The 25,570-nt window shown below is 58.3% G+C and carries 20 protein-coding genes; 11 read left to right on the top strand and 9 right to left on the bottom strand.

Going from position 1 to position 25,570, the window contains the following annotated elements; translation table 11 throughout:
• Nucleotides 1–33: 33 nt before the first annotated feature.
• A complete protein-coding gene (locus OKC31_RS00775; protein ID WP_021230880.1) occupies nt 34–261 on the bottom strand; it encodes a hypothetical protein in 228 nt (75 codons plus the stop codon).
• Between OKC31_RS00775 and gcvT the strand changes: the two genes are divergently transcribed.
• The 3 genes from gcvT (at nt 238) to gcvP (ending at nt 4,985) form a co-directional block, all read left to right on the top strand.
• Nucleotides 238–1,335, top strand: coding sequence for a glycine cleavage system aminomethyltransferase GcvT (gcvT, locus tag OKC31_RS00770; RefSeq protein WP_270655963.1), 1,098 nt, complete (start codon nt 238–240; stop codon nt 1,333–1,335). The two genes, OKC31_RS00775 and gcvT, sit on opposite strands and share 24 nt — an antisense overlap.
• Before the next feature lie 84 nt (nt 1,336–1,419).
• A complete protein-coding gene (gcvH, locus tag OKC31_RS00765; RefSeq protein ID WP_005333898.1) occupies nt 1,420–1,809 on the top strand; it encodes a glycine cleavage system protein GcvH in 390 nt (129 codons plus the stop codon).
• Nucleotides 1,810–2,108: 299 nt separating this feature from the next.
• Nucleotides 2,109–4,985 carry an aminomethyl-transferring glycine dehydrogenase gene (gene gcvP / locus OKC31_RS00760; RefSeq protein WP_270655962.1) on the top strand — a complete coding sequence of 959 codons (2,877 nt, stop codon included), beginning with the start codon at nt 2,109–2,111 and terminating at the stop codon, nt 4,983–4,985.
• 91 nt (nt 4,986–5,076) lie between these two features.
• Here the strand turns inward: gcvP and OKC31_RS00755 are convergent, their stop codons facing one another.
• Nucleotides 5,077–6,630, bottom strand: a complete 1,554-nt coding sequence (locus tag OKC31_RS00755) for a methyl-accepting chemotaxis protein (protein WP_100645568.1) — start codon at nt 6,628–6,630, stop codon at nt 5,077–5,079.
• Between the two features lie 203 nt (nt 6,631–6,833).
• Here OKC31_RS00755 and OKC31_RS00750 point away from each other — a divergent pair, with 203 nt between their 5' ends.
• A complete protein-coding gene (locus OKC31_RS00750) occupies nt 6,834–7,544 on the top strand; it encodes an HAD family hydrolase (protein WP_270655959.1) in 711 nt (236 codons plus the stop codon).
• 127 nt (nt 7,545–7,671) lie between these two features.
• Here the strand turns inward: OKC31_RS00750 and OKC31_RS00745 are convergent, their stop codons facing one another.
• Nucleotides 7,672–8,742 (bottom strand): permease, encoded by a 1,071-nt coding sequence (locus OKC31_RS00745; protein WP_270655958.1) that lies wholly within the window; start codon nt 8,740–8,742, stop codon nt 7,672–7,674.
• A 106-nt stretch (nt 8,743–8,848) separates the two neighbouring features.
• Between OKC31_RS00745 and OKC31_RS00740 the strand changes: the two genes are divergently transcribed.
• The gene (locus tag OKC31_RS00740) at nt 8,849–9,175 is read left to right on the top strand and encodes an ArsR/SmtB family transcription factor (RefSeq protein ID WP_005344826.1); all 327 of its coding nucleotides are present in this window, start codon (nt 8,849–8,851) and stop codon (nt 9,173–9,175) included.
• A gap of 88 nt (nt 9,176–9,263) precedes the next feature.
• On the opposite strand, the gene OKC31_RS00735 is transcribed toward OKC31_RS00740, so the two are convergent.
• Nucleotides 9,264–10,646, bottom strand: coding sequence for an amino acid permease (locus OKC31_RS00735; RefSeq protein ID WP_005333893.1), 1,383 nt, complete (start codon nt 10,644–10,646; stop codon nt 9,264–9,266).
• Nucleotides 10,647–11,032: 386 nt separating this feature from the next.
• Between OKC31_RS00735 and OKC31_RS00730 the strand changes: the two genes are divergently transcribed.
• Entirely contained in the window at nt 11,033–11,329 is a 297-nt protein-coding gene (locus OKC31_RS00730) for a hypothetical protein (RefSeq protein WP_233267786.1), read from the top strand.
• A 239-nt stretch (nt 11,330–11,568) separates the two neighbouring features.
• Here the strand turns inward: OKC31_RS00730 and ppsR are convergent, their stop codons facing one another.
• Complete coding sequence (gene ppsR / locus OKC31_RS00725) at nt 11,569–12,381, bottom strand: posphoenolpyruvate synthetase regulatory kinase/phosphorylase PpsR (protein WP_005333888.1); 813 nt, start codon at nt 12,379–12,381, stop codon at nt 11,569–11,571.
• Between the two features lie 347 nt (nt 12,382–12,728).
• On the opposite strand from ppsR, the gene ppsA reads away from it, so the two are divergent.
• Nucleotides 12,729–15,101 carry a phosphoenolpyruvate synthase gene (ppsA, locus tag OKC31_RS00720; protein WP_270655957.1) on the top strand — a complete coding sequence of 791 codons (2,373 nt, stop codon included), beginning with the start codon at nt 12,729–12,731 and terminating at the stop codon, nt 15,099–15,101.
• Between the two features lie 67 nt (nt 15,102–15,168).
• Here the strand turns inward: ppsA and OKC31_RS00715 are convergent, their stop codons facing one another.
• Nucleotides 15,169–15,627 (bottom strand): serine protease chaperone, encoded by a 459-nt coding sequence (locus OKC31_RS00715; RefSeq protein ID WP_236367896.1) that lies wholly within the window; start codon nt 15,625–15,627, stop codon nt 15,169–15,171.
• A gap of 18 nt (nt 15,628–15,645) precedes the next feature.
• The gene (asp, locus tag OKC31_RS00710) at nt 15,646–17,520 is read right to left on the bottom strand and encodes a serine protease Asp (RefSeq protein ID WP_270655955.1); all 1,875 of its coding nucleotides are present in this window, start codon (nt 17,518–17,520) and stop codon (nt 15,646–15,648) included.
• A gap of 608 nt (nt 17,521–18,128) precedes the next feature.
• Here asp and OKC31_RS00705 point away from each other — a divergent pair.
• Entirely contained in the window at nt 18,129–18,914 is a 786-nt protein-coding gene (locus tag OKC31_RS00705) for a MetQ/NlpA family ABC transporter substrate-binding protein (RefSeq protein WP_058056192.1), read from the top strand.
• A gap of 85 nt (nt 18,915–18,999) precedes the next feature.
• Here the strand turns inward: OKC31_RS00705 and OKC31_RS00700 are convergent, their stop codons facing one another.
• Nucleotides 19,000–20,850 (bottom strand): DUF3413 domain-containing protein, encoded by a 1,851-nt coding sequence (locus OKC31_RS00700; RefSeq protein ID WP_042053125.1) that lies wholly within the window; start codon nt 20,848–20,850, stop codon nt 19,000–19,002.
• 47 nt (nt 20,851–20,897) lie between these two features.
• Nucleotides 20,898–21,125, bottom strand: coding sequence for a YejL family protein (locus OKC31_RS00695; protein WP_005333874.1), 228 nt, complete (start codon nt 21,123–21,125; stop codon nt 20,898–20,900).
• A 73-nt stretch (nt 21,126–21,198) separates the two neighbouring features.
• Between OKC31_RS00695 and yejK the strand changes: the two genes are divergently transcribed.
• The 3 genes from yejK to malF all read left to right on the top strand — a co-directional run bounded on the left by yejK (nt 21,199) and on the right by malF (nt 25,566).
• Nucleotides 21,199–22,248: a nucleoid-associated protein YejK gene (yejK, locus tag OKC31_RS00690; protein ID WP_270655954.1), complete on the top strand. Its 1,050-nt coding sequence runs from the start codon at nt 21,199–21,201 to the stop codon at nt 22,246–22,248.
• A 408-nt stretch (nt 22,249–22,656) separates the two neighbouring features.
• Entirely contained in the window at nt 22,657–23,838 is a 1,182-nt protein-coding gene (gene malE / locus OKC31_RS00685) for a maltose/maltodextrin ABC transporter substrate-binding protein MalE (protein WP_005333871.1), read from the top strand.
• Nucleotides 23,839–23,913: 75 nt separating this feature from the next.
• Nucleotides 23,914–25,566, top strand: coding sequence for a maltose ABC transporter permease MalF (gene malF, locus OKC31_RS00680; protein ID WP_042053124.1), 1,653 nt, complete (start codon nt 23,914–23,916; stop codon nt 25,564–25,566).
• Nucleotides 25,567–25,570: the final 4 nt, after the last annotated feature.

Here is a 25,570-nt window from a genome sequence, read left to right as displayed (position 1 = left end):
CTTAGTGTCTGGAGTCAGTTTTACGGGAGGGGATTAGTTTTTTTTGAGCGGCACGCTCGCCTGCTTGTCATATAATCCGCTCCGTTCAAGGAATCCCTCTTGCCTGGCAAGGGCAGGAGCGAGCACACACTTTTGGATCCGGTCGCTTTTTGCTGTACGTATTGCAGTCAGAGCGGTGGCGCGGGTCGCAAGGGTGGTCGCCAAAGCGAAAAGGCTTTTTGCTAAGGAAAGAATGCGATGATCCAGACTACTGTACTGCATCCCAAACACCTGGAAGCCGGCGCCAAGATGGTGGACTTCCACGGTTGGGAAATGCCCATCAACTACGGCTCCCAGCTGGAAGAGCACCACGCGGTGCGCAGCGATGCCGGTATGTTCGATGTCTCCCACATGACCATCGTCGATTTGACCGGCGAACGGGCCAAAGCCTTTCTGCAACACCTGCTGGCCAACGACGTGGCCAAACTCACCGTCTCCGGCAAGGCCCTCTACAGCGGCATGCTCAACCCGGAAGGCGGGGTGATCGATGACCTCATCACCTATTACCTGACCGATACCTTCTACCGACTAGTTGTCAACTCCGCCACCCGCGAGAAGGACCTGGCCTGGATCCGCCATCACGCCATCGACTTTGATGTCACCGTGACCGAGCGTCCCGAGCTTGCAATGATCGCGGTGCAGGGCCCCAACGCCAAGGTCAAGGCTGCGGCCGTGCTGAGCGCCGCTCAGCGTACCGCCGTGGTGGGGATGAAACCCTTCTTCGGCGTGCAGGCTGGCGATCTCTTTATCGCCACTACCGGCTACACCGGCGAAGATGGTTATGAAATCGTAGTGCCGCAAGAGAAAGCCTGCGAGCTGTGGCAAGCGCTGCTGGATAACGGCGTGGCCCCGTGTGGTCTCGGTGCTCGCGATACCCTGCGCCTCGAAGCGGGGATGAACCTCTATGGTCAGGATATGGACGAGTCAGTCTCTCCGCTGGCCGCCAACATGGCCTGGACCATCGCCTGGGAGCCGAGCGATCGCAACTTTATCGGCCGCGACGTGCTGGAAGCACAGAAAGCGGCGGGCAATCAGCCTAAGCTGGTGGGTCTGGTGATGGAAGAGAAAGGAGTGCTGCGTGCCGGTATGCCCGTTACCTTCACTGCGGCAAACGGTGAGAAGCGGGAAGGTGTGATCACCTCCGGCTCTTTCTCCCCCACCCTGGGCTACAGTATTGCCCTGGCACGGGTGCCCCGTGATATCGGTGAACTGGCCGAGGTGGAGATCCGCAAGAAACTGGTCACCGTGAAGGTCACCAAGCCCGCTTTCGTCCGTAACGGCCAGAAGCTGGTTTAACATCGTCTTGGGGGAGGGCAGTGCCTCCCCCATCCCTTTTCATATTCGTTTTTAAACGCGACTCAAAGATCAAAGGAAGCACAAATGAGCCATATCCCGAGCGAACTGAAATATGCCACTTCCCACGAGTGGATCCGTGTTGAAGCCAACGGCGAGGCCGTGGTCGGTATCACCGAGCACGCCCAGGAGCTGCTGGGTGACATGGTGTTTGTCGAGCTGCCGGAAGTGGGCAAGCAGGTCAGTGCCGGTGACGACTGCGCCGTGGCCGAGTCGGTCAAGGCGGCCTCCGACATCTACAGCCCGGTGAGCGGCGAGATCATTGCCGTCAACGAAGAGCTGGAAGGGAGCCCCGAGCTGGTCAACTCCGACCCCTACAGCGCTGGCTGGTTGTTCCGCATCAAGCTCGATGACGAGAGCGAGCTGGCCAACCTGCTGGATGCCGAAGGCTACCAGAACGTGGTGGACGAAGAGTAATGCCCCCGGGCCCTGCCAACACAGCAGGGCCCCTTTGTATGACCGCCAGCCGGGCAAGCACCGGCCGGTGGAAGGGTGAAGTCGCCCGCGCCTGCCGTTTGCCAGTCTAGGAGCCTAGGGAGCAAACGGGCTGGTTCGAAACAAGGCGATCCCCTCTTGATGCTGCCGCAGCATCCGGTGCCGCACCCTGTCTGCGGGATCCAGAACATGAGTGGAGTCGGTATCAGCCGACGATCAGGAACATCAGGTCTTGGTTATCAGGATGTCATGCCAGGACTTATTTATCAGGAAATAGGGAAATGACCCAGTCACTGTTTGAACTCGAGCAAAAAACCGATTTTGTCCGCCGCCATATCGGCCCGGGAGAGGAAGAGCTGCGCCAGCTGCTGGCGACCGTCGGGGCCGAAAGCCTGGACGATTTGATTGAACAGACCGTGCCCGCCGCCATTCGCCTGCCGGGTCCGCTGGGGATCGGTGCCGGCATGACCGAAGTGGAGGCGCTGGCCAAGCTCAGGGGCTATGCCGCTCAGAACAAGATTGCCAAGAGCTACATCGGTATGGGTTATCACGATACCCATGTGCCCCATGTCATTTTGCGCAATGTGCTGGAAAATCCGGGTTGGTATACCGCCTACACCCCCTATCAGCCCGAGCTGGCACAGGGCCGTCTCGAAGCCCTGCTCAACTTCCAGCAGCTGACGCTGGATCTGACCGGCATGGATCTGGCGAGTGCCTCCCTGCTGGATGAAGCGACCGCCGCCGCCGAGGCGATGGCGCTGGCCAAGCGGATGGCCAAGTCCAAATCCAACCTCTTCTTCGTGGCCGATGATGTGCACCCGCAGGTGATCGACGTGGTCAAGGAGCGTGCGGTTCACTTTGGTTTTGACGTGGCGGTTGGCGCCGCGAGCGATGCGGTGAGCGAAGAGGTGTTTGGTGCCCTGTTCCAGTACCCCACCACCACAGGTGAGGTGAAAGATCTGCGCGCTCTGATTGCCGCCGTACAGGCCCAGAAAGGACTGGCATGCGTCAGCGCCGATCTGCTCTCTCTGCTGCTGCTCAAATCCCCGGGCGAGCTGGGTGCCGATGTGGTGTTGGGCTCCGCCCAGCGCTTTGGCGTGCCCATGGGCTACGGTGGCCCCCACGCCGCCTTCTTCGCCACCCGCGATGCCTACAAGCGCTCCATGCCGGGCCGCATTATCGGTGTCTCCAAAGATGCCCGCGGCAAAGCCGCCCTGCGTATGGCGATGCAGACCCGCGAGCAGCATATCCGCCGCGAGAAGGCCAACTCCAACATCTGTACCGCGCAGGTGCTGCTGGCCAATATGGCTAGCTTCTACGCCGTTTACCACGGTCCGGTAGGGCTGAAAACCATCGCCTCCCGCGTGCACCGTCTCACTACCATTCTGGCGCTTGGCCTCAAGGCCAAGGGCATGCCCCTCAAGCATGCCAGCTGGTTCGATACCCTGACCGTGCTGACGGCAGATAAAGCAGCACTTATTGCCAAGGCTGAAGCTAATGGCATCAACCTGCGTGCAGACCTCGACGGTGCGGTAGGGATCTCCCTCTCTGAAACCACTACCCGTGGCGATGTGGCCGAGTTGTTCGAACTGTTCCTAGGGGCAGGCCATGGCCTCGACATCGAGGCCCTCGACAAGGCGGCGCAGGCCCATCACGCCATCCCGCAGGATCTGCTGCGCACCGACGCCGTGCTGACCCACGAGGTGTTCAACAAGTACCACTCCGAAACCGAGATGCTGCGTTATATCCACCGTCTCGAAGCCAAGGATCTGGCGCTCAACTACGCCATGATTTCACTCGGCTCCTGCACCATGAAGCTCAACGCCACCGCCGAGATGATCCCGGTGACCTGGCCCGAGTTCGGCAAGTTGCACCCGTTCGCGCCGCTGGCCCAGGCCAAGGGCTATCAGCTGCTGCTGGCCGACCTCGAAAACTGGCTGGTGAAGGTGACCGGTTACGATGCGGTCTGCATGCAGCCCAACTCCGGTGCCCAGGGCGAATACGCAGGTCTGCTCGCCATCAAGAAGTACCACGAATCCCGCGGCGAGGGGCATCGCGACATCTGCCTCATTCCGGCTTCTGCCCACGGCACCAACCCGGCCTCTGCCCAGATGGCGGGGCTCAAGGTGATCGTCACCGCCTGTGACAAGTCCGGCAACGTGGATCTCGACGATCTGCGCGCCAAGGCGGCCGAGGCGGGGGATCAACTCTCCTGTCTGATGGTGACCTACCCCTCCACCCACGGGGTGTATGAGGAGACCATCAAGGAGGTGTGCGACATCGTTCACCAGCACGGTGGTCAGGTCTATCTGGACGGCGCCAATATGAACGCGCAAGTCGGGTTGACGGCGCCGGGCTTTATCGGGGCGGACGTCTCTCACCTCAACCTGCACAAGACCTTCGCCATTCCTCACGGCGGTGGCGGCCCGGGCATGGGCCCCATCGGCGTGAAGAAGCATCTGGCACCGTTCGTGGCCGGTCACGCCGTAGTCAAGACCGACAAGGAGAGCCGTGATAACGGCGCCGTGTCGGCTGCACCGTTCGGTTCGGCCAGCATCCTGCCCATCAGCTGGATGTATATCGCCATGCTGGGTGACGAAGGATTGAAGAGATCCACTCAGGTGGCCATCCTCAACGCCAACTATCTGGCCAAGAAGCTGGGGGAATCCTTCCCGGTGCTCTACTCCGGCCGTAACGGTCGGGTAGCCCACGAGTGCATCCTGGATATCCGTCCGCTCAAGGAGGCTTCCGGCATCAGCGAGATGGACGTAGCCAAGCGGTTGATGGACTACGGCTTCCACGCGCCGACCATGAGCTTCCCGGTAGCGGGTACCCTGATGGTCGAGCCGACCGAGTCGGAATCCAAGCGCGAGCTGGATCGTTTCGTCGAGGCGATGACGTCCATCCGCGCCGAGATTGCCAAGGTGCAGGAGGGGCAGTGGAGCCTGACCGACAACCCGCTGGTCCATGCGCCGCACACCCAGGACGACGTGATGGATGCAGAGTGGTCCCGTGGCTACAGCCGCGCCGAGGCGGTGTTCCCGTCCGACGCCGTGCGCGCCGCCAAGTTGTGGCCCTCTGTGAACCGCATCGACGACGTCTACGGCGATCGCAACCTGTTCTGTGCCTGCATTCCGACCGAGGATTACGCCAAGTAAGTGGTGTTTAGGTGCAACAGTTAAGCCGTATAAACAACAGGGCCACCCAGACGGGTGGCCCTTCGTTTACATGGACTTTATCTGCATGCTGCTATCCGAACGTCCGGCTTAAGTCCTTGAGCTGGCTCGCTTTGCTCTGCAAGTTGGCACTGGTTTCACTCACTTGATCGATTTTGAGACTGTTATCGTGAGAGAGCGAGGATATCTGGTTGATATTGCGACTGATCTCCTCGATGACCGCTTGTTGCTCGGTGGCCGCGGCGGTGATCTGGTTGGAAAAATCAGAGACCTTGTCTATCTCGACCACAACCTGATTCAGGTTGCCGGTACTTGCCCGGGTAGTGGCGAGGCAGGCGTTGGTTCTGGTCACATTGAGATGCATCATCTCTTTCCATCCCCCCAGGGTTTGCTGGATATGGCCAATGCTGTTCTGGATCTGCTCTGTCGCCTTGTGGGTTCTGGTCGACAGGCTGCGAACCTCGTCCGCCACCACTGCAAAGCCGCGCCCCTGATCGCCTGCCCGTGCGGCTTCGATGGAGGCATTAAGCGCCAGCAGGTTGGTTTGATCTGCAATGCCGCGAATTTCGCTCATGATGGTGCCGATCCGCTCGGATTCGCTCGCCAGCTCAACGGCTGACTGGAAGGCTTGCTCCGCCTGGGTGGCCAGCGCCGACATCTCTTCTCCTGCTTCCGAAAGCTGGGTGCTGGTGGTGATGCAGTGGCTGCGGGCTTCTTCGATCTGGCTGTTGCTGTCTTGAATATTGCGGTTGATCTCCTCGGCGGCCGAGGCCATCTGGGTGACGGCGGTGGCAATCTGCTGGATCTGCGTGTCTTGCGAAGAGATATCCTGGCTGGCCAGCGAGGCGGAGCCGCGCAGGTCATTGGCCATGGCATTGAGCGAAGCCGTGGTGTCATCCACCCGGCCGAGTACGGTACGGATCTTCGCTTGCCCGAGTTTGATATGGAAATCGGCGATGCTGTGGGGGGCATCCCCCGAGAAGATAAGGCGGCTGATGCTGTCGTAATCCTGCTCGAGCTGCTGCAAGAATCGCGGCGTTAGGAAGAGAGGGTGGCGATTGAACCAGATTGTTGCCAAGAGGGGTATGATTACCCAGAGCGCCTGCAGCGGTGAGATCAGCCAGAGCGCGCTGATCACGCTGACGAGCAGCAGGGGGATGGTCATCATGGCCGGCGTGAGTTGACGCAGGCCCATGTGAATGGCAGAGCCGGTTTCACGGGCTTTAAGGGTTTTGTACATCTGGCTGGCACGCGCTTTGTGCTCTGCGGCGGGGCGGCAGCGGACGGATTGGTAACCCACCATCTTGCCATCTTCATAAATCGGGGTGACATAGGCATCAACCCAATAATAGCGACCATCTTTGCAGCGGTTTTTTACCATCCCTCGCCATGGTTTACCCGCCTGCAGGTGGGCCCAGAGATCGGCAAACGCTGCCTTGGGCATGTCGGGGTGGCGCACCAGATTGTGATGCTGCCCCAACATCTCTTCCAGGCGATAGCCTGCCACCTGACAAAACGCCGGATTGGCGTAGGTGATGTCCCCTTTGAGATCGGTCGTCGATACCAACTGGATATCGTCGGCAAATTCAACCTCGGTATCTGTGGTGTGAAGCGAGCTGGTTACCATGATCAGACTCCGGTTTCGGCGTAACGGAATACTTCGTCTGAGTATGGCAGAGGATGTTCATTTATTGTGTTGTTGCACATTAACTCTTGTGCTACTGCGTGGGGACGGGATGGGTCTCACATTTTTACAGCGCGGTTTGGCGAGGGGAGGCAAGCCAAGTAACATGGCGTGACTTATGGCTGTGCAGCGAGACAGGTAACGCAATGAAGTTGGATGCGATTTTATGGGATTATGACGGTACTCTGGTCAATTCGGTGCCGAAGAATATCGATATCACCAAGCAGATCCTGGCTGAGGTCGCCCCCCATCTGACCGGAGAGTATCTGCCGCGCTATCTGCGCAGCGAAGCGGAGTATCACCATGCCAATCACGCCGCCAAAAACTGGCAGGCGCTCTATATGGATTACTACGGTTTGTCGCGGGACGAGATGGTGCTGGCTGGCAGTCTGTGGGCCAAGCATCAGGAGATGAACCGGACCGAGGTGCGTTTTTTTGCGGGGCTGGAGGCGGTGATTGACCATTTCTCTGCCATTCCCCACGGAATTTGTTCGCAGAACTCCCAAAAGAACATTCGCCGGGTACTGGAGCAGCATGGCGTGAACAGCCTCTTCAAGGCTGTGGTCGGCTATGATGACGTGCCCGGACAGCAGCAAAAACCCCATCCTTACGGTGGCCTCAAATGTCTGGAGTCTATCTTCGGCCCAGCTAGGTGCCAGTCGCTGATCTATATCGGTGACCATGAAGCGGATGTGCAGTTTGCCCGTCATTTGCAAGCGGCGCTTGGCGAGCAGAGCCGTGTGATATCGGTGGCTGTCGCCTATAGCCGCGCGACCCCGGAGCGCTGGGAACACCAACCCGACCATATCGCCCGTGACGTCGAGGATCTGCTCCCCATCGTCGGGCAATATCTGTAACGCCGGTTGCAGATTGCCGTACGGAATAGAGAAAACGCCGATCAGTTGATCGGCGTTTTGTCTATGAGGTGCCGGATGGTTTCACACTCTGCTGGCTTAAAACTCTGTCTGTTTAAAGATGGGCGACTTAAAACAGCAGTTGCGTCAGGTAGCCCATCAGGATCGCCATGCCGAGGATCACGGTAAGGAAGGCCGCAATCATCGGGGTTCTGAACATCGATTTGAGCAGGATCACCTCGGTCAGGCTGGCACCTGCACTGCCGATGATCAGCGCCATGACGGCGCCCATTCCCATCCCTTTGCCCAGCAGTACCGACGCCAGCGGGATCACGGCCTCGGCGCGGATGTAGAGCGGGATCCCGACGATGGTGCTGAATGGAATGGCCAGCGGGTTGTCGGCGTCAGCATGGGCGGCGATCCACTCGGCCGGAATAAAGCCGTAAATAAACGAGCCGATGAGCACCCCCAGCAGCAGGAAGGGCAATACCGCTTTGAACTGCTGCCAGGCATCGATGCGAGCTTTGACCCAGGCGGTGGGGAGCTGTGGCGCTCTGGTCAGGGTTGCCGTGCCATCGCCGCAGCAGGAGAGGGTGGCCTGCTCTGCCATCTCTGGTTGCTGAGCCGGGCAGCACGCTGCCCCGTTGAGGGGTTTGATTGCGCGAATGGCACTGCGTTGGTTGTCACTGCAATGTGCTTGAGTGGTGGCGCGGGTCGTCAGGCCACAGCCGCTACCGCAAGAGGGGGTGGCCTCTTTGGGGTCGATGACATGGCGCTCGAATCCCAATCTGTCGAGCAGCATGCTCGCCATGACGGAGACGCTAGCGGCGATCACGGCGTAGAGCAGGGTCACTTTCCAGCCGAAGGTGGCCCACATCAAGCCGACGATGATGGGGTTCAGCAGTGGCGAAATAAACAGGAAGGTGAGGGTGGGGCCAAAGCCAGCCTTGGCCGAGAGCAGCCCTCTCAGCATGGGGATGGTGGAGCAGCTGCAAAAGGGGGTGACGGCACCGAGCAGGGCCGAGAGCAGATAGCCCTTGCCATGGCGCGCCCCCAGCATCCGCTGGATCTTCTCGTCGGGGATCTTCTGGCGGATCAGGCTGACCCCGGCGCTAATGACCAGAAACAGCACCGACAGCTCGACAGCCAGAAACAGGAACATCTGGGCTGCATCGGTCAGCATGGTTAACCACTCATTCATTGTCGTATCCTCACTTGGTTTCTATATTTCCAAAATAATCGAAATGAATGGTCGGTCAAGATATTTCTGGTATTATCGAAATATCAAATTCGTGGAGGGCGCAGAGATGCAACTGGAAGAGGTCGCCAAGGCATTGAAAGAGCTGGGTCATCCGACCCGGCTGTTTATCTTCAAGCATCTGGTCAAGGCGGGAGAGCAGGGGCTGCCGGTGGGTGAGCTGCAAAAGCAGCTGGCGATCCCCGCTTCCACCCTCAGCCACCATATCGCGGCGCTGGTCTCGGTGGGGCTGGTGAAGCAAAACCGGGAGAGTCGCACCCTGCTTTGCGTCTCTCAATACGCGGTGCTGGAGGAGATCATCGCCTTTTTCCGCGATGAGTGTTGCGTCAACAGCCCGGAGCATCGGCAAGATCAAAGGCAAGAGCTGCCTTCCTGAGGGCTATGGCTGCTAGTAGTGCTGCGCGCAATAAAAAAACGCCGATCATCCGATCGGCGTTTTGCATTGTTTTTCTCAGCTGCGGGTATTAACCCAGATTGGCTGCAACCTTGCTTTGAGCTTGTCCCTTGCGCTTGATGACAAAGCCAATGCCCAGTACCACCAGCCAGGCGGGGATCAGTTCGACCGAGATGCGGAAATCGGGGGTCATATACATGATCACCAGAATACCGGCCATGAACGCGAGGCAGAGATAGTTGCCGAAGGGGTACCAGAACGCCTTGAACTTGGGCTGGACACCCTCTGCGACCTTGGCCTTGCGGAACTTGAGGTGCGCGAGGCTGATCATCGCCCAGTTGATCACCAGTGCGGAGACCACCAGCGCCATCAGCAGGCCGAACGCCTTGCCCGGCATCAGGTAGTTGATCAGCACGCAGAGCAGGGTGGCGATGGCCGAGACCGAGAGGGCAACCAGTGGCACGCCGCTCTTGTTCGTCTTGAGCAGGGCTTTCGGGCCGTTGCCCTGTTTGGCCAGACCGAACAGCATCCGGCTGTTGCAGTAGACGCAGCTGTTGTAGACCGACAGTGCCGCCGTCAGTACCACGATGTTGAGTACGGTGGCGACCAGATTGCTGTCCAGAGCGTGGAAAATCATCACGAACGGGCTGCCGCCTTCCACCACTTTACCCCAGGGATAGAGGGACATCAGGATAGCTAGGGCGCCGATGTAGAAGATGAGGATGCGGTAGATCACCTGATTGGTGGCCTTGGGAATGCTCTTCTCGGGGTTGTCCGCTTCGGCGGCGGTAATGCCCACCAGCTCCAGACCGCCAAAGGAGAACATGATCACCGCCATCGCCATCACCAGACCGCTGATTCCGTTGGGGAAGAAGCCGCCCTGGGCCCACAGGTTGGTCACGCTCGCCTCGGGGCCGCCGGCACCGGAGATGAGCAGATAGCCGCCAAAGCCAATCATGCCGATGATGGCGACCACCTTGATGATGGCGAACCAGAACTCCATCTCGCCAAACGCTTTGACGTTGGAGAGGTTGATGGCGTTGATCAGCACGAAGAAGAAGGCTGCCGACATCCAGGTCGGGATCTCGGGCCACCAGTACTGGACATAGATGCCCACCGCGGTCAGCTCGGCCATGCTCACCAGCACGTAGAGCACCCAGTAGTTCCAGCCGGACGCAAAACCGGCAAACTCGCCCCAGTATTTGTAGGCAAAGTGGCTGAATGAACCGGCTACCGGCTCTTCCACCACCATTTCACCGAGCTGGCGCATGATCAGGAAGGCGATAAAGCCGCCGATGGCATACCCCAGCAGGACCGAGGGACCTGCCATCTTGATGGTTTGGGCAATGCCCAGAAAGAGGCCGGTGCCGATGGCGCCGCCCAAAGCAATCAACTGAATGTGGCGGTTTTTAAGGCCGCGCTTCAGCTCCTCACCGTCTTGTTTCAAATCCATGGGTCTGTCCTTACGTCTCTGTTGTCTCTGGTCGGTGTTGGGCTCATCCTGAGCAGGCCGCAGTGCGTAGCCAAAACCTGACGAAAGCTGTATTTATTTCGTTACATCATGCCATTTGCAATTTTTAGTGTTGGCTGGCAACCGAAGCAGAATAGTGATAATCCGCCATGAATGCACCTGTTTTCCATCTCTAATGGCCGTGTTTTGTACCAAAGGCAGCTTTTTCATGATCTGAAGAGGCTTCTTGGTAGTTTTTGGTTAATGTTTGTGCAGTCGAATTCTGTTTGATTGACATTTTGTCTTGTTGGTGTGCTTTTGTGGTGCCAAGCCACAAATGGATGCAAATGATGCCAAACAAGCGAGAGTACAGGGAAGAGTGCAGGGAGTTGGAGTACAGAAAGTGCGAAAGCGTGCTGCAACAGGGGGTTGCCCGGGGTGTACAGGTGGCGCTCTGGTTAGGGATTGCCGCCAGTCCGCTGTTGTTGCTGGTGGCCGCGATTATGTTGCTGGGTTGGCTGTTACTCGGTGATCAGGAGTTGCTGCACTACTGGCAGTCGCTGTTGCTGGCGGGTGGGGTAACGGGGGCGCTCGTTGGCGGCTGGCTGGCGGAGCGGGTTCGCCTGCGCCACGGTTTGCTGGCCTTCTATGCCCGGTTGATGAACAACCCGGAGCTCAATCGTTAGTTAACGCTGGCTGTTTGCCGAGCGCAGCAGAACGGAATCGAATAGCGGCTAACTGGCTGCAGGTGACAAGGGCACAACGCTAAGGTCGACAAGAAGAGGGATAAGCATTTGTGGTGCTTATCCCTTTTTTATCCACGCTTTTCACTGTCATCTATGTGAATTGCAGTTCGCCACAGCTGACTTTCGCCGCGACACTGTAATTTTTATCTTTTGTTGATGCCGATAGCTGTCAAGCTGGCTTAACAGAGCTGGCGGCGCAGACCGGTTGCCTCAAGGACCTTGGCGCTGATCTCCTCCACCGAGTGGGAGCTGGTATCGAGGAAGCGGATCGCCTCCTGGCGAAACAGCCGCTCCACGCAGGCCAGCTCCTGCTCGCACTGTTCGATGGAGGAGTAGCGGCTGTTGGCACGGCGCTGGTTACGGATCTCGTGCAGCCGCTGCGGCGCTATGGTGAGGCCAAACAGCTTGTGACGGTTGGCCTTGAGGGGGGCGGGCAGCTCCAGCATCCCCATGTCCTGCTCGATAAAGGGGTAGTTGGCGGCGCGAATGCCGAACTGCAGCGCCAGATAGAGGCTGGTGGGGGTCTTACCGCAGCGGGAGACCCCGATCAGGATGATGTCCGCCTCATCGTACTCCCTGGTGGTGATGCCATCGTCGTTGGCCAGTGCGAAGTTGACCGCCTCGATGCGATCGTCATAGAGCTTGCGGTTCTCCATACCGTGGGTGCGGTGGAGGCGCGGCTCGGCTTTTACCCCCAGCTCCTGCTCCAGCGGGCTGACGAAGGTATTGAGAAAGTCGTGGCCGCACGCCTCCGATTTCAGCACCTCTTCCCGTACCAGCGGGTCGACGATGGTGTGAAACAGAATGGGGCGTACCCCGGTCTGACGGAACTGCTCGTCGATCCGCATTCGTACCTGACGGGCTTTCTCCAGTGTCTCCACAAAGGGGATAGTGATCTGCTCGAAGGCCAGCGGAAACTGGCTCAGTACCGCGTGGCCGAACACTTCGGCGGTGATGGCGGTGCCGTCTGAAACATAAAATACGGTGTGCACGTAGGGCTCCTGTGATACCGCGGGTGGGGTCGCATGGGGTAAGGGGTGAGAAGTATCTCCCGAAACCATACCAGTTTTGTCAACCGGTCTGCTGTGCCCAAGTTGTGAAGTGGCTTGCAAACCTGAATCGTTATCTTTTTGTGTCGCCATTGTAGAATGTTCCGGTCATTCGACCATCCCCAACGCTTGCTCGGGGATTTTTTTGAAAACCACTGGAAAACGTTTTCATGGTCGTTGGCAACAGAAGAAACAGACAATAACGCACCTGACTTACCCATAACCTCATCGATTAAATCGGGCGCACGAGGTGCTATGGCATCGGTGCCCACCAACCTGGAGACATCCAAGTGCAACAGTACGTGCTCTGGTACGAACAACTCGGAATGCAGGACGTAGAACGAGTTGGCGGCAAGAACGCATCCCTTGGCGAGATGATCAGCAACCTCTCTGGCGCCGGCGTATCCGTGCCGGGGGGCTTTGCCACCACCGCCTTTGCGTTTAACGAGTTTCTGGAGTCAAGCGGCCTCAACGGCAAGATCCACCATCTGCTCGACAATCTCGACGTGGACGATATCGCCGCCCTCAACCGGGCCGGTCAGCAGATCCGCGACTGGGTGATCGAAGCCCCGTTCCAGCCCGAGCTGGAGCAGGCTATCCGGGTTGCCTATGAGAAGTTGAGTGCCGGTGTCGAGGCCTCGTTTGCGGTGCGCTCCTCCGCCACCGCCGAGGATATGCCGGACGCCTCCTTTGCCGGTCAGCAGGAGACCTTCCTCAACGTACGTGGCATCGATGCCGTCATGACGGCGGTCAAGCATGTGTTTGCTTCCCTGTTCAACGATCGCGCCATCTCCTATCGGGTGCATCAGGGCTATGACCACAAGGGCGTTGCTCTCTCGGCCGGGGTGCAGCGGATGGTGCGTTCCGATCTCGCCGCCTCCGGCGTGATGTTTACCCTGGATACCGAGTCCGGTTTCAACGACGTGGTCTTTATCACCGGCGCCCATGGTCTTGGCGAGATGGTGGTGCAGGGCGCGGTCAACCCGGACGAGTTCTATGTGCACAAGCCGACCCTCAAGGGGGGGCGCCCGGCGGTGGTGCGCAAGACCCTCGGCTCCAAGCTTATCAAGATGACCTATTCGGACGATGCCGGCCACGGCCGCCAGGTGAAGATTGTCGACACCGATGAGGCCGAGCGCAGCCGCTTCTGCATCACTGATGAGGAGGTGATGGCGCTGGCGAAACAGGCCCTCATCATCGAGCAGCACTATGGCCGCCCGATGGACATCGAGTGGGCCAAGGATGGTCAGGATGGCCAACTCTACATCGTGCAGGCCCGCCCGGAAACCGTGCGCAGCCGTCAGGAGGCCAACACCCTCGAGCGTTTTGCCCTCAAGCAAGCGGGCAAGGTGCTGATCGAGGGACGAGCCATCGGCCACAAGATTGGCGCGGGCCCGGCGCGGGTCATCTCTTCCATCAGCCAGATGGACGAAGTGCAGCCCGGCGATGTGCTGGTGACCGACATGACCGACCCGGACTGGGAGCCCATCATGAAGCGGGCCTCCGCCATCGTCACCAACCGGGGGGGGCGCACCTGTCACGCCGCCATTATCGCCCGCGAGCTGGGCATTCCGGCAGTGGTGGGCTGTGGCAACGCTACCGATCATATTCAGCCGGGCCAGCGGATCACCGTCTCCTGCGCGGAAGGGGATACCGGTTTTATCTATGACGGCGAGCTGGACTTCGACGTGGCGGTGACCGAGGTGGGCAATATGCCGCGCCTGCCCATCAAGATCATGATGAACGTCGGCAACCCGGACCGCGCTTTCGACTTTGCCCAGTTGCCCAATGCCGGGGTAGGACTGGCACGCCTTGAATTCATCATCAACCGGATGATCGGCGTGCACCCCAAGGCGCTGCTGGAGTTTGACCAGCAAACCCCAGAGCTCAAGGCCACCATCGGCAAGATGATCGCCGGTTACTACAGCCCGCGGGAGTTCTATGTGGCCAAGCTGACCGAGGGGATCGCCACTCTGGGGGCCGCCTTCTGGCCGGAGCGGGTGATCGTGCGGATGTCGGACTTCAAGTCCAACGAGTACGCCAATCTGGTGGGCGGTCGTGGCTACGAGCCCCACGAGGAGAACCCGATGATCGGTTTTCGTGGCGCATCCCGCTACATCGCCGACAGCTTCCGCCCCTGCTTTGCCCTTGAGTGCGAGGCGATCAAGCGGGTGCGCGATGTGATGGGGCTGACCAACGTCGAGGTGATGATCCCCTTCGTGCGCACCGTGGGCGAGGCGGAGCAGGTGATCGACATCCTGGCCGAGAACGGTCTGCGCCGCGGCGAGCGGGGGCTCAAGGTGATCATGATGTGCGAGATCCCGAGCAACTCCCTCTTGGCAGACAAGTTTTTGGAGCACGTGGACGGCTTCTCCATCGGTTCCAACGACATGACCCAGCTCACCCTTGGGCTGGATCGGGATTCCGGGCTAATCGCCCATCTGTTCGACGAGCGTAACGAGGCGGTCAAGGCGCTGCTGGCGATGGCGATCCAGGCTGCGCGCAAGGCGGGTAAGTACGTGGGGATCTGCGGTCAGGGCCCATCTGATCATCCGGACTTTGCCGCCTGGCTGGTGGAGCAGGGGATCGATTCGGTGTCGCTCAACCCCGATACCGTGGTCGATACCTGGCTCTATCTGGCGGAGCAGCATGGCGCCAAGTAAGTCACTGTCAAAATGAGCAGCAGAAAGGGGGCCATGATGGCCCCCTTTGTTATTTGTCTGTCGCGACCTATTTCGGCTGCTGTTCGGCCCCCGACAGCTCGATCTGCACATTCACCCCTTCGCTCTTGAGCTTGGTGGCGATGGCATTGAGATCGGTGCCCGGTTTGGCCTCCAGCAGGGCGATACCACCGCTGCTCTGTTTGAAGTTCAGGCCGTGGCGAGTCGCCAGCGCCTTGGCGCTGGCATCGTCAGCTTCCACCAGCAGGGTGCCGCTTACAGTCAGCTCGGGGCTGGCGGCCCCTTGCATCAACACGTCACCGCGGCGCAGGGTCTGTTGCGGGACCTTGCTGTCAAGGCTGCGGGCGACCCGCCTCTTGCTGCTGTTGTCGGGAATGAGGTAGGTCTGGCCGTTCACCTCTATGGTGCTGTACTGCTTGCCATCCATGGTGACGGACTCCTGGGCGCAGAGCTGTCCCGAGAGGGGGGCCAGCAGGGTTGCCAGAAGCAAGGTAACAGGTTTGTTCATGGTAATACTCCTAGCGTGTTAGCTGCGGTTGGCATCGTGACCCAGGACCCGCAGGGACCATGAGATCAGCTTGCCCGGTTGGCGATTGTTGCGCTCGGTCAGGGTGGTACGCTCACGGGTCTCGCGATTGAGCAGAGAGACCTGACGGGTACCGTTGGCAACATCGGTTACTTCCAGTCGCCATGTGCCTTCCGCCGATTCGCCGTAGAACTTGTTGGATAGCATCCGCATGTCACGCAATCCCTTGGTTCGTACAAAGCCCAGCTGCTGCTGGTCGAGAGATTGGCCGACCAGGCTGTTGAAGGGGCTCAGCAGGATGCTGCGGGTGCCGGCGGGGGAGACCAATTCGATCAGCAGATCGGGCAGACGCTGATGATCCAGACTCACCATCACCTGAACCGCTTCCACCGTCAATGGTGTCGCGATGCGGGTGGTGGAACGGGTCGGGCTGTTGCCCACATCCGCAATGGCGGCGGCACTGCCAGTGACATTGATCTTCTGCCATGGCAGTTGCACCAGCGGGGGCAGGGGCTGGTGATTGGCTGCCAGCTCAAGGGCCTTGTTGACGTCAATCAGACCAAAACCGTAAGTCGGGCTGAACCACATGCCAGCGGCATTGCGCTCCCACCCTTCCAGCCCTTTCACATCACGCACCTTGCCGGTGCTGCTGGTGTAGCTGACCATCACAGGCTTCTGTGTGGCATCGACCCGGGTTGCGCTGCGCGCCAGCAGATCCCGCAGGTCCCGCACCGACAGATCCGGGTAGGCGGACATCAGCAGCGCCATGGCGCCGGAGGTGCTGGGGGTGGCGGAGGAGGTGCCGTTCATCACGCCGTTGTAGTCGCAGCTGGCATCCAGTTGCGGGTTGCCGTGCAGCCGGTTGGTGCTGGGATCGTCGGTGCGGTTGTAACCCATGTCGCAGCCGGGCAGATCCGTGGTCACCATCGCCGGAGCGTCGGTACCGTACTCGCCGCCGGTCGCGCTCAGGAAGATGTTGCTGCCGACGCTGGAGTAGGAGGATCTGACGCCATCGGCGTTGAGCGCGCTCACCACCAGGTTCCAGAAGTTGCTGTTGGAGGGATCGAGGTTGCTGTTTTCAAACGGCAATTTGGGGCCATTGCCGGTGCGGTTAAGCACATAGCCGCCTGCCGCTATCTTGTTGAAGCCGTTGCCGGCGGCCTTGATATAGGCCGCGCCCTGCGCCTTGAGGGTCTGCTGCTCAAACAGACGATCAAGCTGGGATTGATCCAGAGAGTTGGCTGAGCGGGGATCCACCACACTCATGCCGTAGCTCTGGTTGAACACCCGGTTGTCGCGGCTGGCATCGCTGTCGCCAAGGGCGTAGAGCCAATCCTTCTGCAACTGCTGGCTGTTGTCATCCAGCAGGTTGAACCCCTGCAGCTGGGCTCGCGGGGCAATCCCCTTGGTACCGATGGCGTTGTCTACCGCCGCAATAATGCCGGAGACCGAGGTGCCGTGGGCCGAATCCGGATCGGTCGGTGTCGGGTCATCGCTGCCGGTTACCACGTTTTTCGACCCCGGGCGCACGTTCTCCGCCAGATCCGGGTGGGCGATAGCCAGACCATCATCCACCACGGCCACATTGACTCCCTGGCCCAGCACGCCGGTGCGATGAGCCCACCAGAGGTTGAGATCATTGCCCGCTATGCCGCCACGGGCGCTGAATCCATCCTGCCCGCTGTTGAGCAGATACCACTGCTGATCCTGCAGGGGATTGGTACCTGGCAGGCAGCGCTCGGTGCTGCTGCGTCCGATATCCATGCCGCTCTCCTTGCCGGTGAGCGGCGCACAACCTTCATTTGCCTGAACGAGCGCACTGGGCAGGGCCGACAGCAGTGCTGTGATCGCCAGTGCTAACGATGTTTGCTTCATTATTTTTTTAACTCCATCTTGGATCGCACCATCCTGAGTGCGACGGAAATCTATACACGGGTGGTAGGGGTTCAAAAAGAGCCATTTTCAAAAAACGCTATGAGGTTCAAAGAAATCCGATCTGGTTTATGATAGGTATTCCAATGACGCTGGTTATGTGTTTTATTGAGAATGGTTCTCACCGCTCACTACTGATCTTTTTATCTGTAATTCACTCCTCTCGCGACTCTCCTTCGCCGCAGCCATCTCGATTCGGTGTAATCCCGAGGGGAGCTCGTGCGCTCTTGGAAATAAACGGCATGGTGGTGTGTGCCAATGTGAGTGCTGGTATGCGTTCGGGTGAGCCTGCAAGAGTGATGAGGTGGGGGTGGGTCAGTGGTTTATTGCTTGGAGGCGGTGGATGGCTCTGTTATGGTAACTGAAATAGCCGTTCAGATGGCTAGATTGCTGCGGTGTGAAGGGCGTTACTTCTGAGGGCGGCCCTGCCGCAGTCCCATAGCTTGATGCGTACCTGACAGGGAGTCCCTATGCCGTTTCGTTCCTTCTTATCTTCTCCTTTGACTGCTTCCTTGCGCGCCACTGCTGGCGCCAGCACCTTTATTGCCGCGATGGCGGTCGGGAGCCTCTCTTTTTCCGCGGTTGCCGCCGATGCGCCCTTGCCGACCAAACAGGAGATTGTGATTGGTACCACGGTGGGGGATTTTGCCGACATGGTGACCGACTCGATCAAGCCGCAGCTGGAGGCCAAGGGGTATAAGGTCAAGCTGGTGGAGTTCACCGACTATGTGACCCCCAATATTGCTCTGGCTGACGGATCACTGGATGTGAACTGCTTCCAGCACAAACCCTATCTGGAGAGTTTTGCCAAAGATCGCGGCTTGTCGCTGGCGCCCATTACCCAGGTGCCAACCGGCCCGATGGGACTCTATTCCGGCAAGCTGGCAGCACTCGACAAGGTGAAAGAGGGGAGCACGGTGGCCATCCCCAACGATCCCACCAATCAGGCGCGGGCGCTGTTGATGCTGCAGGATCTTGGTTGGCTCACTCTCAAGGAGGGGATAAACCCGCTCAAGGCGAGCGAGTTTGATGTGGTGAACAATCCGCACAATCTCAAGCTGGTACTGCTGGAAGCCGCGCAGTTGCCCCGCTCGCGGGAGGATGTGGACTTCTCGGTGATCAACGGTAATTTTGCCGCCTCCAGCGGAATCCCGTTCAGTGAAGGACTGTTTCTGGAGCGCAGCTACGATTTTATCAACTGGGTGGTGGTGAAAAGCGCAGATGCGGATCAGCCGTTTGCCAAAGATGTGGCGGCGGCCTACAACTCGGCGGCTTTCAAAGCCTATGCAGCCAAGCGTTTCGTCGGCTACAAGTACCCGCAAGGGTGGGGTGGCTAACAGTCTTGAACGTGGCCCGGCTATACAACGAAAAACGCCCCGAATTCGGGGCGTTTTTTATGGTATCAAGCCATCAACGGGCGCTTCACTGGTTGCGATAGAAGCGGTTCAGCTCGTTCATCACCTGGATCATGGCGCCCATATCCGGGGTGCCGTGCTTGATCGGGCGATAGCTGTTGCGCTCCAGCAGTTCGAAGTCACCCTGCTTGTTGAAGTGGGTGATGGTCTCCCCTTCATAGATGGCGAAGTCATTCTGATCCCCGGCCAGCAGCCAGTTGCGCGGGCTGGTATCAAACAGCGAGCGGCCAACGCTGTAATCGCGCGCCGGATTGCGCACGCCCAGCATCCCCTGCATCAGGGTCGGCGCCAGATCGAAATGGCTGCTCGGTTGTTCCCGAACGTCACTGCCGCGCCCCGGCCAGGCCAGTACCAGCGGTACCTGCACCTGATAGGGTGAGTAGTTGCTGCCTGCGCCCCAGCTGTTGCTGCGGGTGTCGTTGAACTCCTGACCGTGGTTGGAGGTGATGACGACGATGGTGTTGCTGTCCATCCCCTGCGACTGCAATTTGGTCAGCATCTGTTCAAGCAACTGGTCGGTATAGAAGACCGAGTTCTTGTAGCGGTTCTCGAGTTTTTGCAGGTTCTCCGCCCGATAGGCGGTCGCCGGATTGAAGTTGGCGAGCTCCGGTTGGAACGGCCCCTTCATGGTGGCGGGTAACTGGTAGTCGCCTGGGCTCGAGAGATAGACCAGCGAGAACCAGGGACGCTCGGGAGAGCGCTTCTCCAGCCACTGTTGCCAGTCGGTCAGCAGCTTGCCATCGTCACTCTGCTCTGAGACAAACACCTGTTTGCGCAGACCGGCGAGGATGCTCTTGCGATACTTCTGGGCATCTTCCATCGCGCCGAACAGCCCGAACTGGTAATCCTGGCGCAGCATCTCATCGAACAGCACCGGCGGACGCTTGTCGCTGCTGATGTCCTTGTAGTAGTGACCGGGCAACCCGTAGAAGAGGCTGAACATGCCCATCAGGTCGTCGTTGCCGCCACTCAGGTGATTGCGGAACGTCAGATGCTGATCCGCATAGCGCTGCAGATTGGGCATGTTGATGTTGTTGAGCATGTCAAAGCGCAGCGAATCGACCACCACAATCAGCAGATTGTTGTGAGTCAGGGGGGCGTTGACGTTGAGCGGGCGCAGCGGATAGTGCATCCGGCTGTCGCTGTTATCCCCCTGGGAGGCCGCCTGCTTCTCGTACTGATCCAGATCCAGCCAGCCATGTTTGGCCAGGAAGGAGCGGGCCGTCATGGGGTAGGAGAGGGGGAAGTTGGCTCTCTGCATGGTGATCGGCTGATAGAGGGTCGCATCCGCCCAGCTGTTGACCACGTGGGTTAGAATAAAGCAGATCAGCAGGGCCAGCCCCACCTGATTGCCGTACTGGCGGCGCTTGCGCTTGTTGATCTTGCGCCAGACATAGGCCGACAGCAGCAGTTGCAGCAGGAAGATGGTGGGCACGGCAACGAAGATGATGCTCCAGATTGAGCCCTCTTCGGTTTGCGCCTGATCCAGCAGCAACTGCCATACCTGACTGTTGAGGTGGAACTTGAACAGCCGGAATACCTGGGTGTCGATCAGCAGCAGCACCAGCGCCAGGGTGGCGATGATGGCCGAGATGAACCGCAACGACTTCTCCTTGGGCAGCACGAAGCTGAGCGGGAAGATCGTCAACAGGTAGGTGACAAAACTCAGAAACGAAAAGTGGCCAATCCAGCTTACAACGAGGTAGATCACGCCAAGCGTGGTCGATGGCCAGCTGATGGCACCCAGATAACGGGTGGCGATGAGCATGGCCAGAATAATGTTGAAGAAGGAGAACCAATGCCCCCAGGTGATCAGGCGAGAGACATTATCACGATAGGGGTTACCGGTTTCGACCATAGTGATCCATCTGCGTTGAGAAACGTCAAATCAACAGAGTCGGGGACTCAGTGTGCGTCGTGGCGATTATCGACCGATGCGGTCAGGGCCTGGACAAACTTTTCAGTGATGGCCTGGCGCTGGGCCGGTGCCATACCGTTGATGATATTGGTGGTCAGATTGCCAAGCACCATAAGGCTGAGATCTACCGGCGCTTTATGCTTTTCCAGCGCGGTGATCAGGTCGTTCATCAGGGCGTCAAATTGCTCGTTATTGTACTTTGATACGATAGGCATAATCTTCAGTTCATCTCGGTTCAAAGCGCCTTATAATACTTCACCCTTTCGGCTAACACTATGGCTTTGTGACATGAGTCTCGATATCGACAAGATCATTCTTCACTCCTTGCGCCAGGGCGGCGATGGTCAACCCCACGCCGATACCCGCAGCCAGACCCTGCTCCCTGATGAGGCGGTACAGGGACTGATGGCGGAACTGCATCGGATCTACAACGGCAAGGGTGGCAAGGGCTTTGGCTTCTTTGCTGACCCCGAGGCCGCCGTGGCCGAGCTGGCCGACGGCATCGATGCTCCCAAGCAGCCTTCACCCGCGTTTCGTATCGCCCTCGAACAGCTGCTCGACGAGCAGACCGAATTCGTTCCCTTCTCGGTCACCGTGACCCAGATGCTGGTCAAGCAGCTGGTGGAGCACGCCCTCGATGAGCAAGGGGTGCTGCTGTTTGCCAAATATAACTACGTCGGGGTCGATTATCTGCTGATTGCCCTGCTGGAGGGCAAGGAGAGCGTCACCGTCAGCGAAGCGCTGGAATTGCGCCATATCCAGTATCTGGATATCGGCAAACTCAATCTGGTGGCCCGCATTGATTTGACCGAATGGAAAACCCAACCTGATTCGCGCCGTTATATCACCTTCAGCAAGGGGCGCATTGGTCGCAAACTGGGCGACTTCTTTATGGATCTGCTGGGCGCCCGCGAGGGCATGGATGCCAAGGTACAAAATAAAGGCTTGCTGCAGGCGGTCGAAGATTATTGCGACAGTCGTCAGCTCGAACCGACCGAGCGCAATGACTATAAAAAGCAGGTCTTCAAATATTGCACCGAACAGGCGAGTGCCGGTGAAGAGATCGAAATCAAGGAGTTGTCTGCAGAATTGCCTGGCGACGGTGACCTCGATTTTTACAGCTTTATCGGTCAGGAGTATGAGCTGGAAGAGCGCTTCCCGGCAGATCGCTCTACCTTGCGTGGTTTGACCAAGTTTGTTGGCTCCGGCGGCGGTCTGACTCTGAGCTTTGAGCAGAAGTTGTTGAACAGCCGGATCTTTTACGACCCCCAGACCGACACCCTGACCATCAAGGGTGTGCCGCCCAATCTCAAGGATCAGCTGCTGCGCCAGTCGTAGTCATGCTCCCGAGTGTGATCAACTCGTCATTTCTCGCAAAAAGAGACTCCGCCACGGCGGGGTCTCTTTTTTTATTGCGCCCGGGCAGACCTCGAAACTGGCGCGGTACTTTGTTAACAAATCAAACAAAATAAACCACCTGAAAGGGTTTTCATTGAGATGAAAACCCTTTCATTCATGAAATTTTATTTCATTTTGGTAATTATTATTCTGTGGTTGTCTGGAATTAAGCCGATAATTGGCCGTAATTCCCTGAAATAAGAAAATGTTTTCAAAACTTTCTGGAAGGAAATACGTAATTGCATTTCAAAAATGCGAGTTGCGTCATGTGAGCCGTTTGCCGCTTGGGATAATATTCATCTCGCACACAATGCTCTTACAGCGCGGAACTAATACAAGGAAAGGCTCATGAAAAAGAAATTGCTGTCATCCCTGATCGGTCTGGCCACTCTTGGCGTCGCTTGCTCTGCTACTGCTGCCATCGATGAAGGCCAGCTGACCATCTGGATCAACGGTGACAAGGGATACAACGGTCTGGCTGAAGTGGGTAAGAAGTTTGAAGCAGAAACCGGCATCAAGGTTACTGTGGCTCACCCGGATCAGGTTGAAGTGAAATTCCAGCAAGCCGCCGCCACTGGCAACGGCCCAGACATCTTCTTCTGGGCTCACGACCGTTACGGTGAGTGGGTCAAAGCCGGTTTGCTGGTTCCGGTAACGCCGAACGCTGCCACCAAAGGCAAATTTGAACAGCTGGCATGGGATGCCATGACTGTTGATGGCAAAACCTATGGCTACCCGGTTGCCATGGAAGCAGTCAGCCTGATTTATAACAAGGACCTGCTGCCCGAGCCGCCGAAAACCTTCGAAGAGATCGCCAAGATTGACGAGACTCTGAAGAAAAACGGCAAGCGCGCCATCATGTGGGCTTATGACACCCCGTACTTCAGCTATCCGCTGGTGGCTGCCAACGGTGGTTACGCCTTCAAGAAAACCGCTACCGGTTATGACGTCAAAGATACCGGCGTGAACAACGCAGGTGCCAAGATGGGCGTGGGCTACATCTCCGAGATGATCAAGTCCGGTCACCTGGAAAAAGGCATCGACTACGGTGTGATGGACGCCAAGTTCAACAAGGGCGAAGTGGCCATGATGATCAACGGTCCCTGGGCCTGGAGCAACCTGGACAAGAGCGGCATCAAGTACGGCGTAGCGCCGCTGCCGACCCTGAACGGCAAGCCGGCCAAAGCCTTCGTTGGCGTACTGGGTGCCACCATCAACGCTGCCAGCCCGAACAAGGATCTGGCTATCGAGTTCCTGGAAAACTACCTGCTGACCGATGCCGGTCTGGCGCCGGTTAACGCCGACAAGCCGCTGGGGGCCGTTGCGCTGAAATCCTTCCAGAAGACCCTGGAATCCGATCCGCACATCAAGGCCACCATGCTGAACGCCCAGGCTGGCGAGCCGATGCCATCCGTTCCCGAGATGAGCCGTTTCTGGTCTTCCTTCGAAACTGCCCTCAAGAACGTGACCTCCGGTCGTCAGGGTGTTGACGAAGCTCTGGATACCGCTGCCAAGCGTATCGTTCAGTAAGCACGCACTACCCGGGAGGCCGTCATGGCCTCCCACTCTCTCAAATCTCTCTTGGCGTTATAAAGGTTAATTGGCATGGAAGTAGTACCTTCTGTTGAGTCCTATGCCGGTCCGAAGGATAAGCACACCTGGCTTAAGTGGACCATTGCGGCCCTGGTTGCCATCCTCAACGGCTACGCAGCCGTGATGATGTACGCCAGTGGCGAGTGGGTATTCGCGCTGCTGGATCTGGTGGTGGTTTCCGTCGGTCTGTATGTCTTCATGAACAAGAAGACCTATGCCCATCGCTACATCTTTCCGGGTGTTGCGGGCATGGTTGTGTTTATCATCTTCCCTCTTGCCTACACCATTGGCATTGCCTTCACCAACTATTCGGGGTCCAACTTGCTCTCCGTGGAGCAGGCGCGGGACTACCACCTGAAGAAAACCTACAAGGTGGCGGGCGGTGAATTCGATTTTACCCTGCTGGGTGGCGACAACGGCCAGTTCCAGCTGCTGCTGACACAGGATGATCAATCCTTTATCAGCCAACCTGTTTCCCTGATGACCAACAAGGCCCGTGAGCTGGCGTCCCGCGAGGGCCGTGTGCAGAACACCCAGCAAGTGGTCGAGCTGCAGCCCTTCACTGGCGAAGCGGCCAGCAAGGCCGCACCGATCCGCGCCATTGTTGAGCATCGTACTCACCTGAGTGACCTTGATCTGGTACTGCCGGATGGCGGTACCCACCTGACCCTGAGCAGCCTGCGCAAGTTTGCCGCCCAGAAGCAGCAATACATCCGCTTGGTTGATGGTATCAAGCTCGAATCCGGCGTGGTGATCAAAGACAGCAACTTGCTGCGTGATACCCAGAATGGCGAGCTGATGCTGCCCAATGGTGAGACCGGCTTCTATCAGTACATCGACGAACAGGGTCAGTTTGTCGGCAAGGGGATTGCTCCGGGCTTTGTGGTGAGCGTCGGTTGGAAGAACTTCGCGCGCATCGTCACCGATCCGGGCATCCAGTCACCCTTCCTGCAGATCTTCATCTGGACCGTGATCTTCTCAACCTGTTCTGTCGCCTTCACCCTGGCTATCGGCATGGTGCTGGCCTGTCTGGTGCAGTGGGAAGAGCTCAAGGGGCGCGGTTTCTATCGGGTCATGTTGATCCTGCCCTATGCGATCCCGGCGTTTATCTCCATCCTGGTGTTCAAGGGGTTGTTCAACCAGAACTTCGGTGAGATCAACATGTTCCTGGAAGCGGCGTTTGGCATCAAGCCGGACTGGTATACCAACCCCTTCCTGGCCAAGGTGATGATCCTGATTGTCAACACCTGGCTCGGCTACCCCTACATGATGATCCTCTGCATGGGCCTGCTCAAAGCCATTCCGGAAGATCTCTATGAAGCGTCCGCCATGGACGGTGCCGGTCCGGTACAGAACTTCTTCAAGATCACCGTGCCGCTCTTGATGAAGCCGCTGACACCGCTGTTGATTGCCTCGTTCGCGTTCAACTTCAACAACTTCGTGCTTATCCAGTTGTTGACCAACGGTGCGCCCGACATCATCGGCGCCAGCACCCCGGCCGGTACCACCGACCTGCTGGTGAGTTATACCTACCGGATTGCGTTCCAGGGATCGGGTGGTCAGGACTACGGTCTGGCCAGTGCCATCGCCACAGCTATCTTCCTCATCGTGGGTGCGCTGGCGCTGCTCAACCTGAAATTGTCCAAAGCCGACAAGCAGCTGTAAGGAG

Source organism: Aeromonas sp. Y293-4, assembly GCF_027705905.1.
Taxonomy (GTDB): domain Bacteria; phylum Pseudomonadota; class Gammaproteobacteria; order Enterobacterales; family Aeromonadaceae; genus Aeromonas; species Aeromonas veronii.
Note: the sequence above shows the minus strand (reverse complement) of the source record. Positions and strands in the feature narration are given on the sequence as shown.

Coding starts and splice junctions, on each gene's coding strand:
- OKC31_RS00700 (WP_042053125.1), bottom strand. CDS start 20,850: ATGGTCGAAACCGGTAACCCCTATCGTGATAATGTCTCTCGCCTGATC.
- OKC31_RS00775 (WP_021230880.1), bottom strand. CDS start 261: ATGCAGTACAGTAGTCTGGATCATCGCATTCTTTCCTTAGCAAAAAGC.
- gcvH (WP_005333898.1), top strand. CDS start 1,420: ATGAGCCATATCCCGAGCGAACTGAAATATGCCACTTCCCACGAGTGG.
- OKC31_RS00705 (WP_058056192.1), top strand. CDS start 18,129: ATGGCGGTCGGGAGCCTCTCTTTTTCCGCGGTTGCCGCCGATGCGCCC.
- OKC31_RS00735 (WP_005333893.1), bottom strand. CDS start 10,646: ATGGATTTGAAACAAGACGGTGAGGAGCTGAAGCGCGGCCTTAAAAAC.
- OKC31_RS00755 (WP_100645568.1), bottom strand. CDS start 6,630: ATGGTAACCAGCTCGCTTCACACCACAGATACCGAGGTTGAATTTGCC.
- OKC31_RS00745 (WP_270655958.1), bottom strand. CDS start 8,742: ATGAATGAGTGGTTAACCATGCTGACCGATGCAGCCCAGATGTTCCTG.
- asp (WP_270655955.1), bottom strand. CDS start 17,520: ATGAAGCAAACATCGTTAGCACTGGCGATCACAGCACTGCTGTCGGCC.
- malF (WP_042053124.1), top strand. CDS start 23,914: ATGGAAGTAGTACCTTCTGTTGAGTCCTATGCCGGTCCGAAGGATAAG.
- OKC31_RS00750 (WP_270655959.1), top strand. CDS start 6,834: ATGAAGTTGGATGCGATTTTATGGGATTATGACGGTACTCTGGTCAAT.
- yejK (WP_270655954.1), top strand. CDS start 21,199: ATGAGTCTCGATATCGACAAGATCATTCTTCACTCCTTGCGCCAGGGC.
- gcvT (WP_270655963.1), top strand. CDS start 238: ATGATCCAGACTACTGTACTGCATCCCAAACACCTGGAAGCCGGCGCC.
- OKC31_RS00695 (WP_005333874.1), bottom strand. CDS start 21,125: ATGCCTATCGTATCAAAGTACAATAACGAGCAATTTGACGCCCTGATG.
- malE (WP_005333871.1), top strand. CDS start 22,657: ATGAAAAAGAAATTGCTGTCATCCCTGATCGGTCTGGCCACTCTTGGC.
- OKC31_RS00715 (WP_236367896.1), bottom strand. CDS start 15,627: ATGAACAAACCTGTTACCTTGCTTCTGGCAACCCTGCTGGCCCCCCTC.
- OKC31_RS00740 (WP_005344826.1), top strand. CDS start 8,849: ATGCAACTGGAAGAGGTCGCCAAGGCATTGAAAGAGCTGGGTCATCCG.
- gcvP (WP_270655962.1), top strand. CDS start 2,109: ATGACCCAGTCACTGTTTGAACTCGAGCAAAAAACCGATTTTGTCCGC.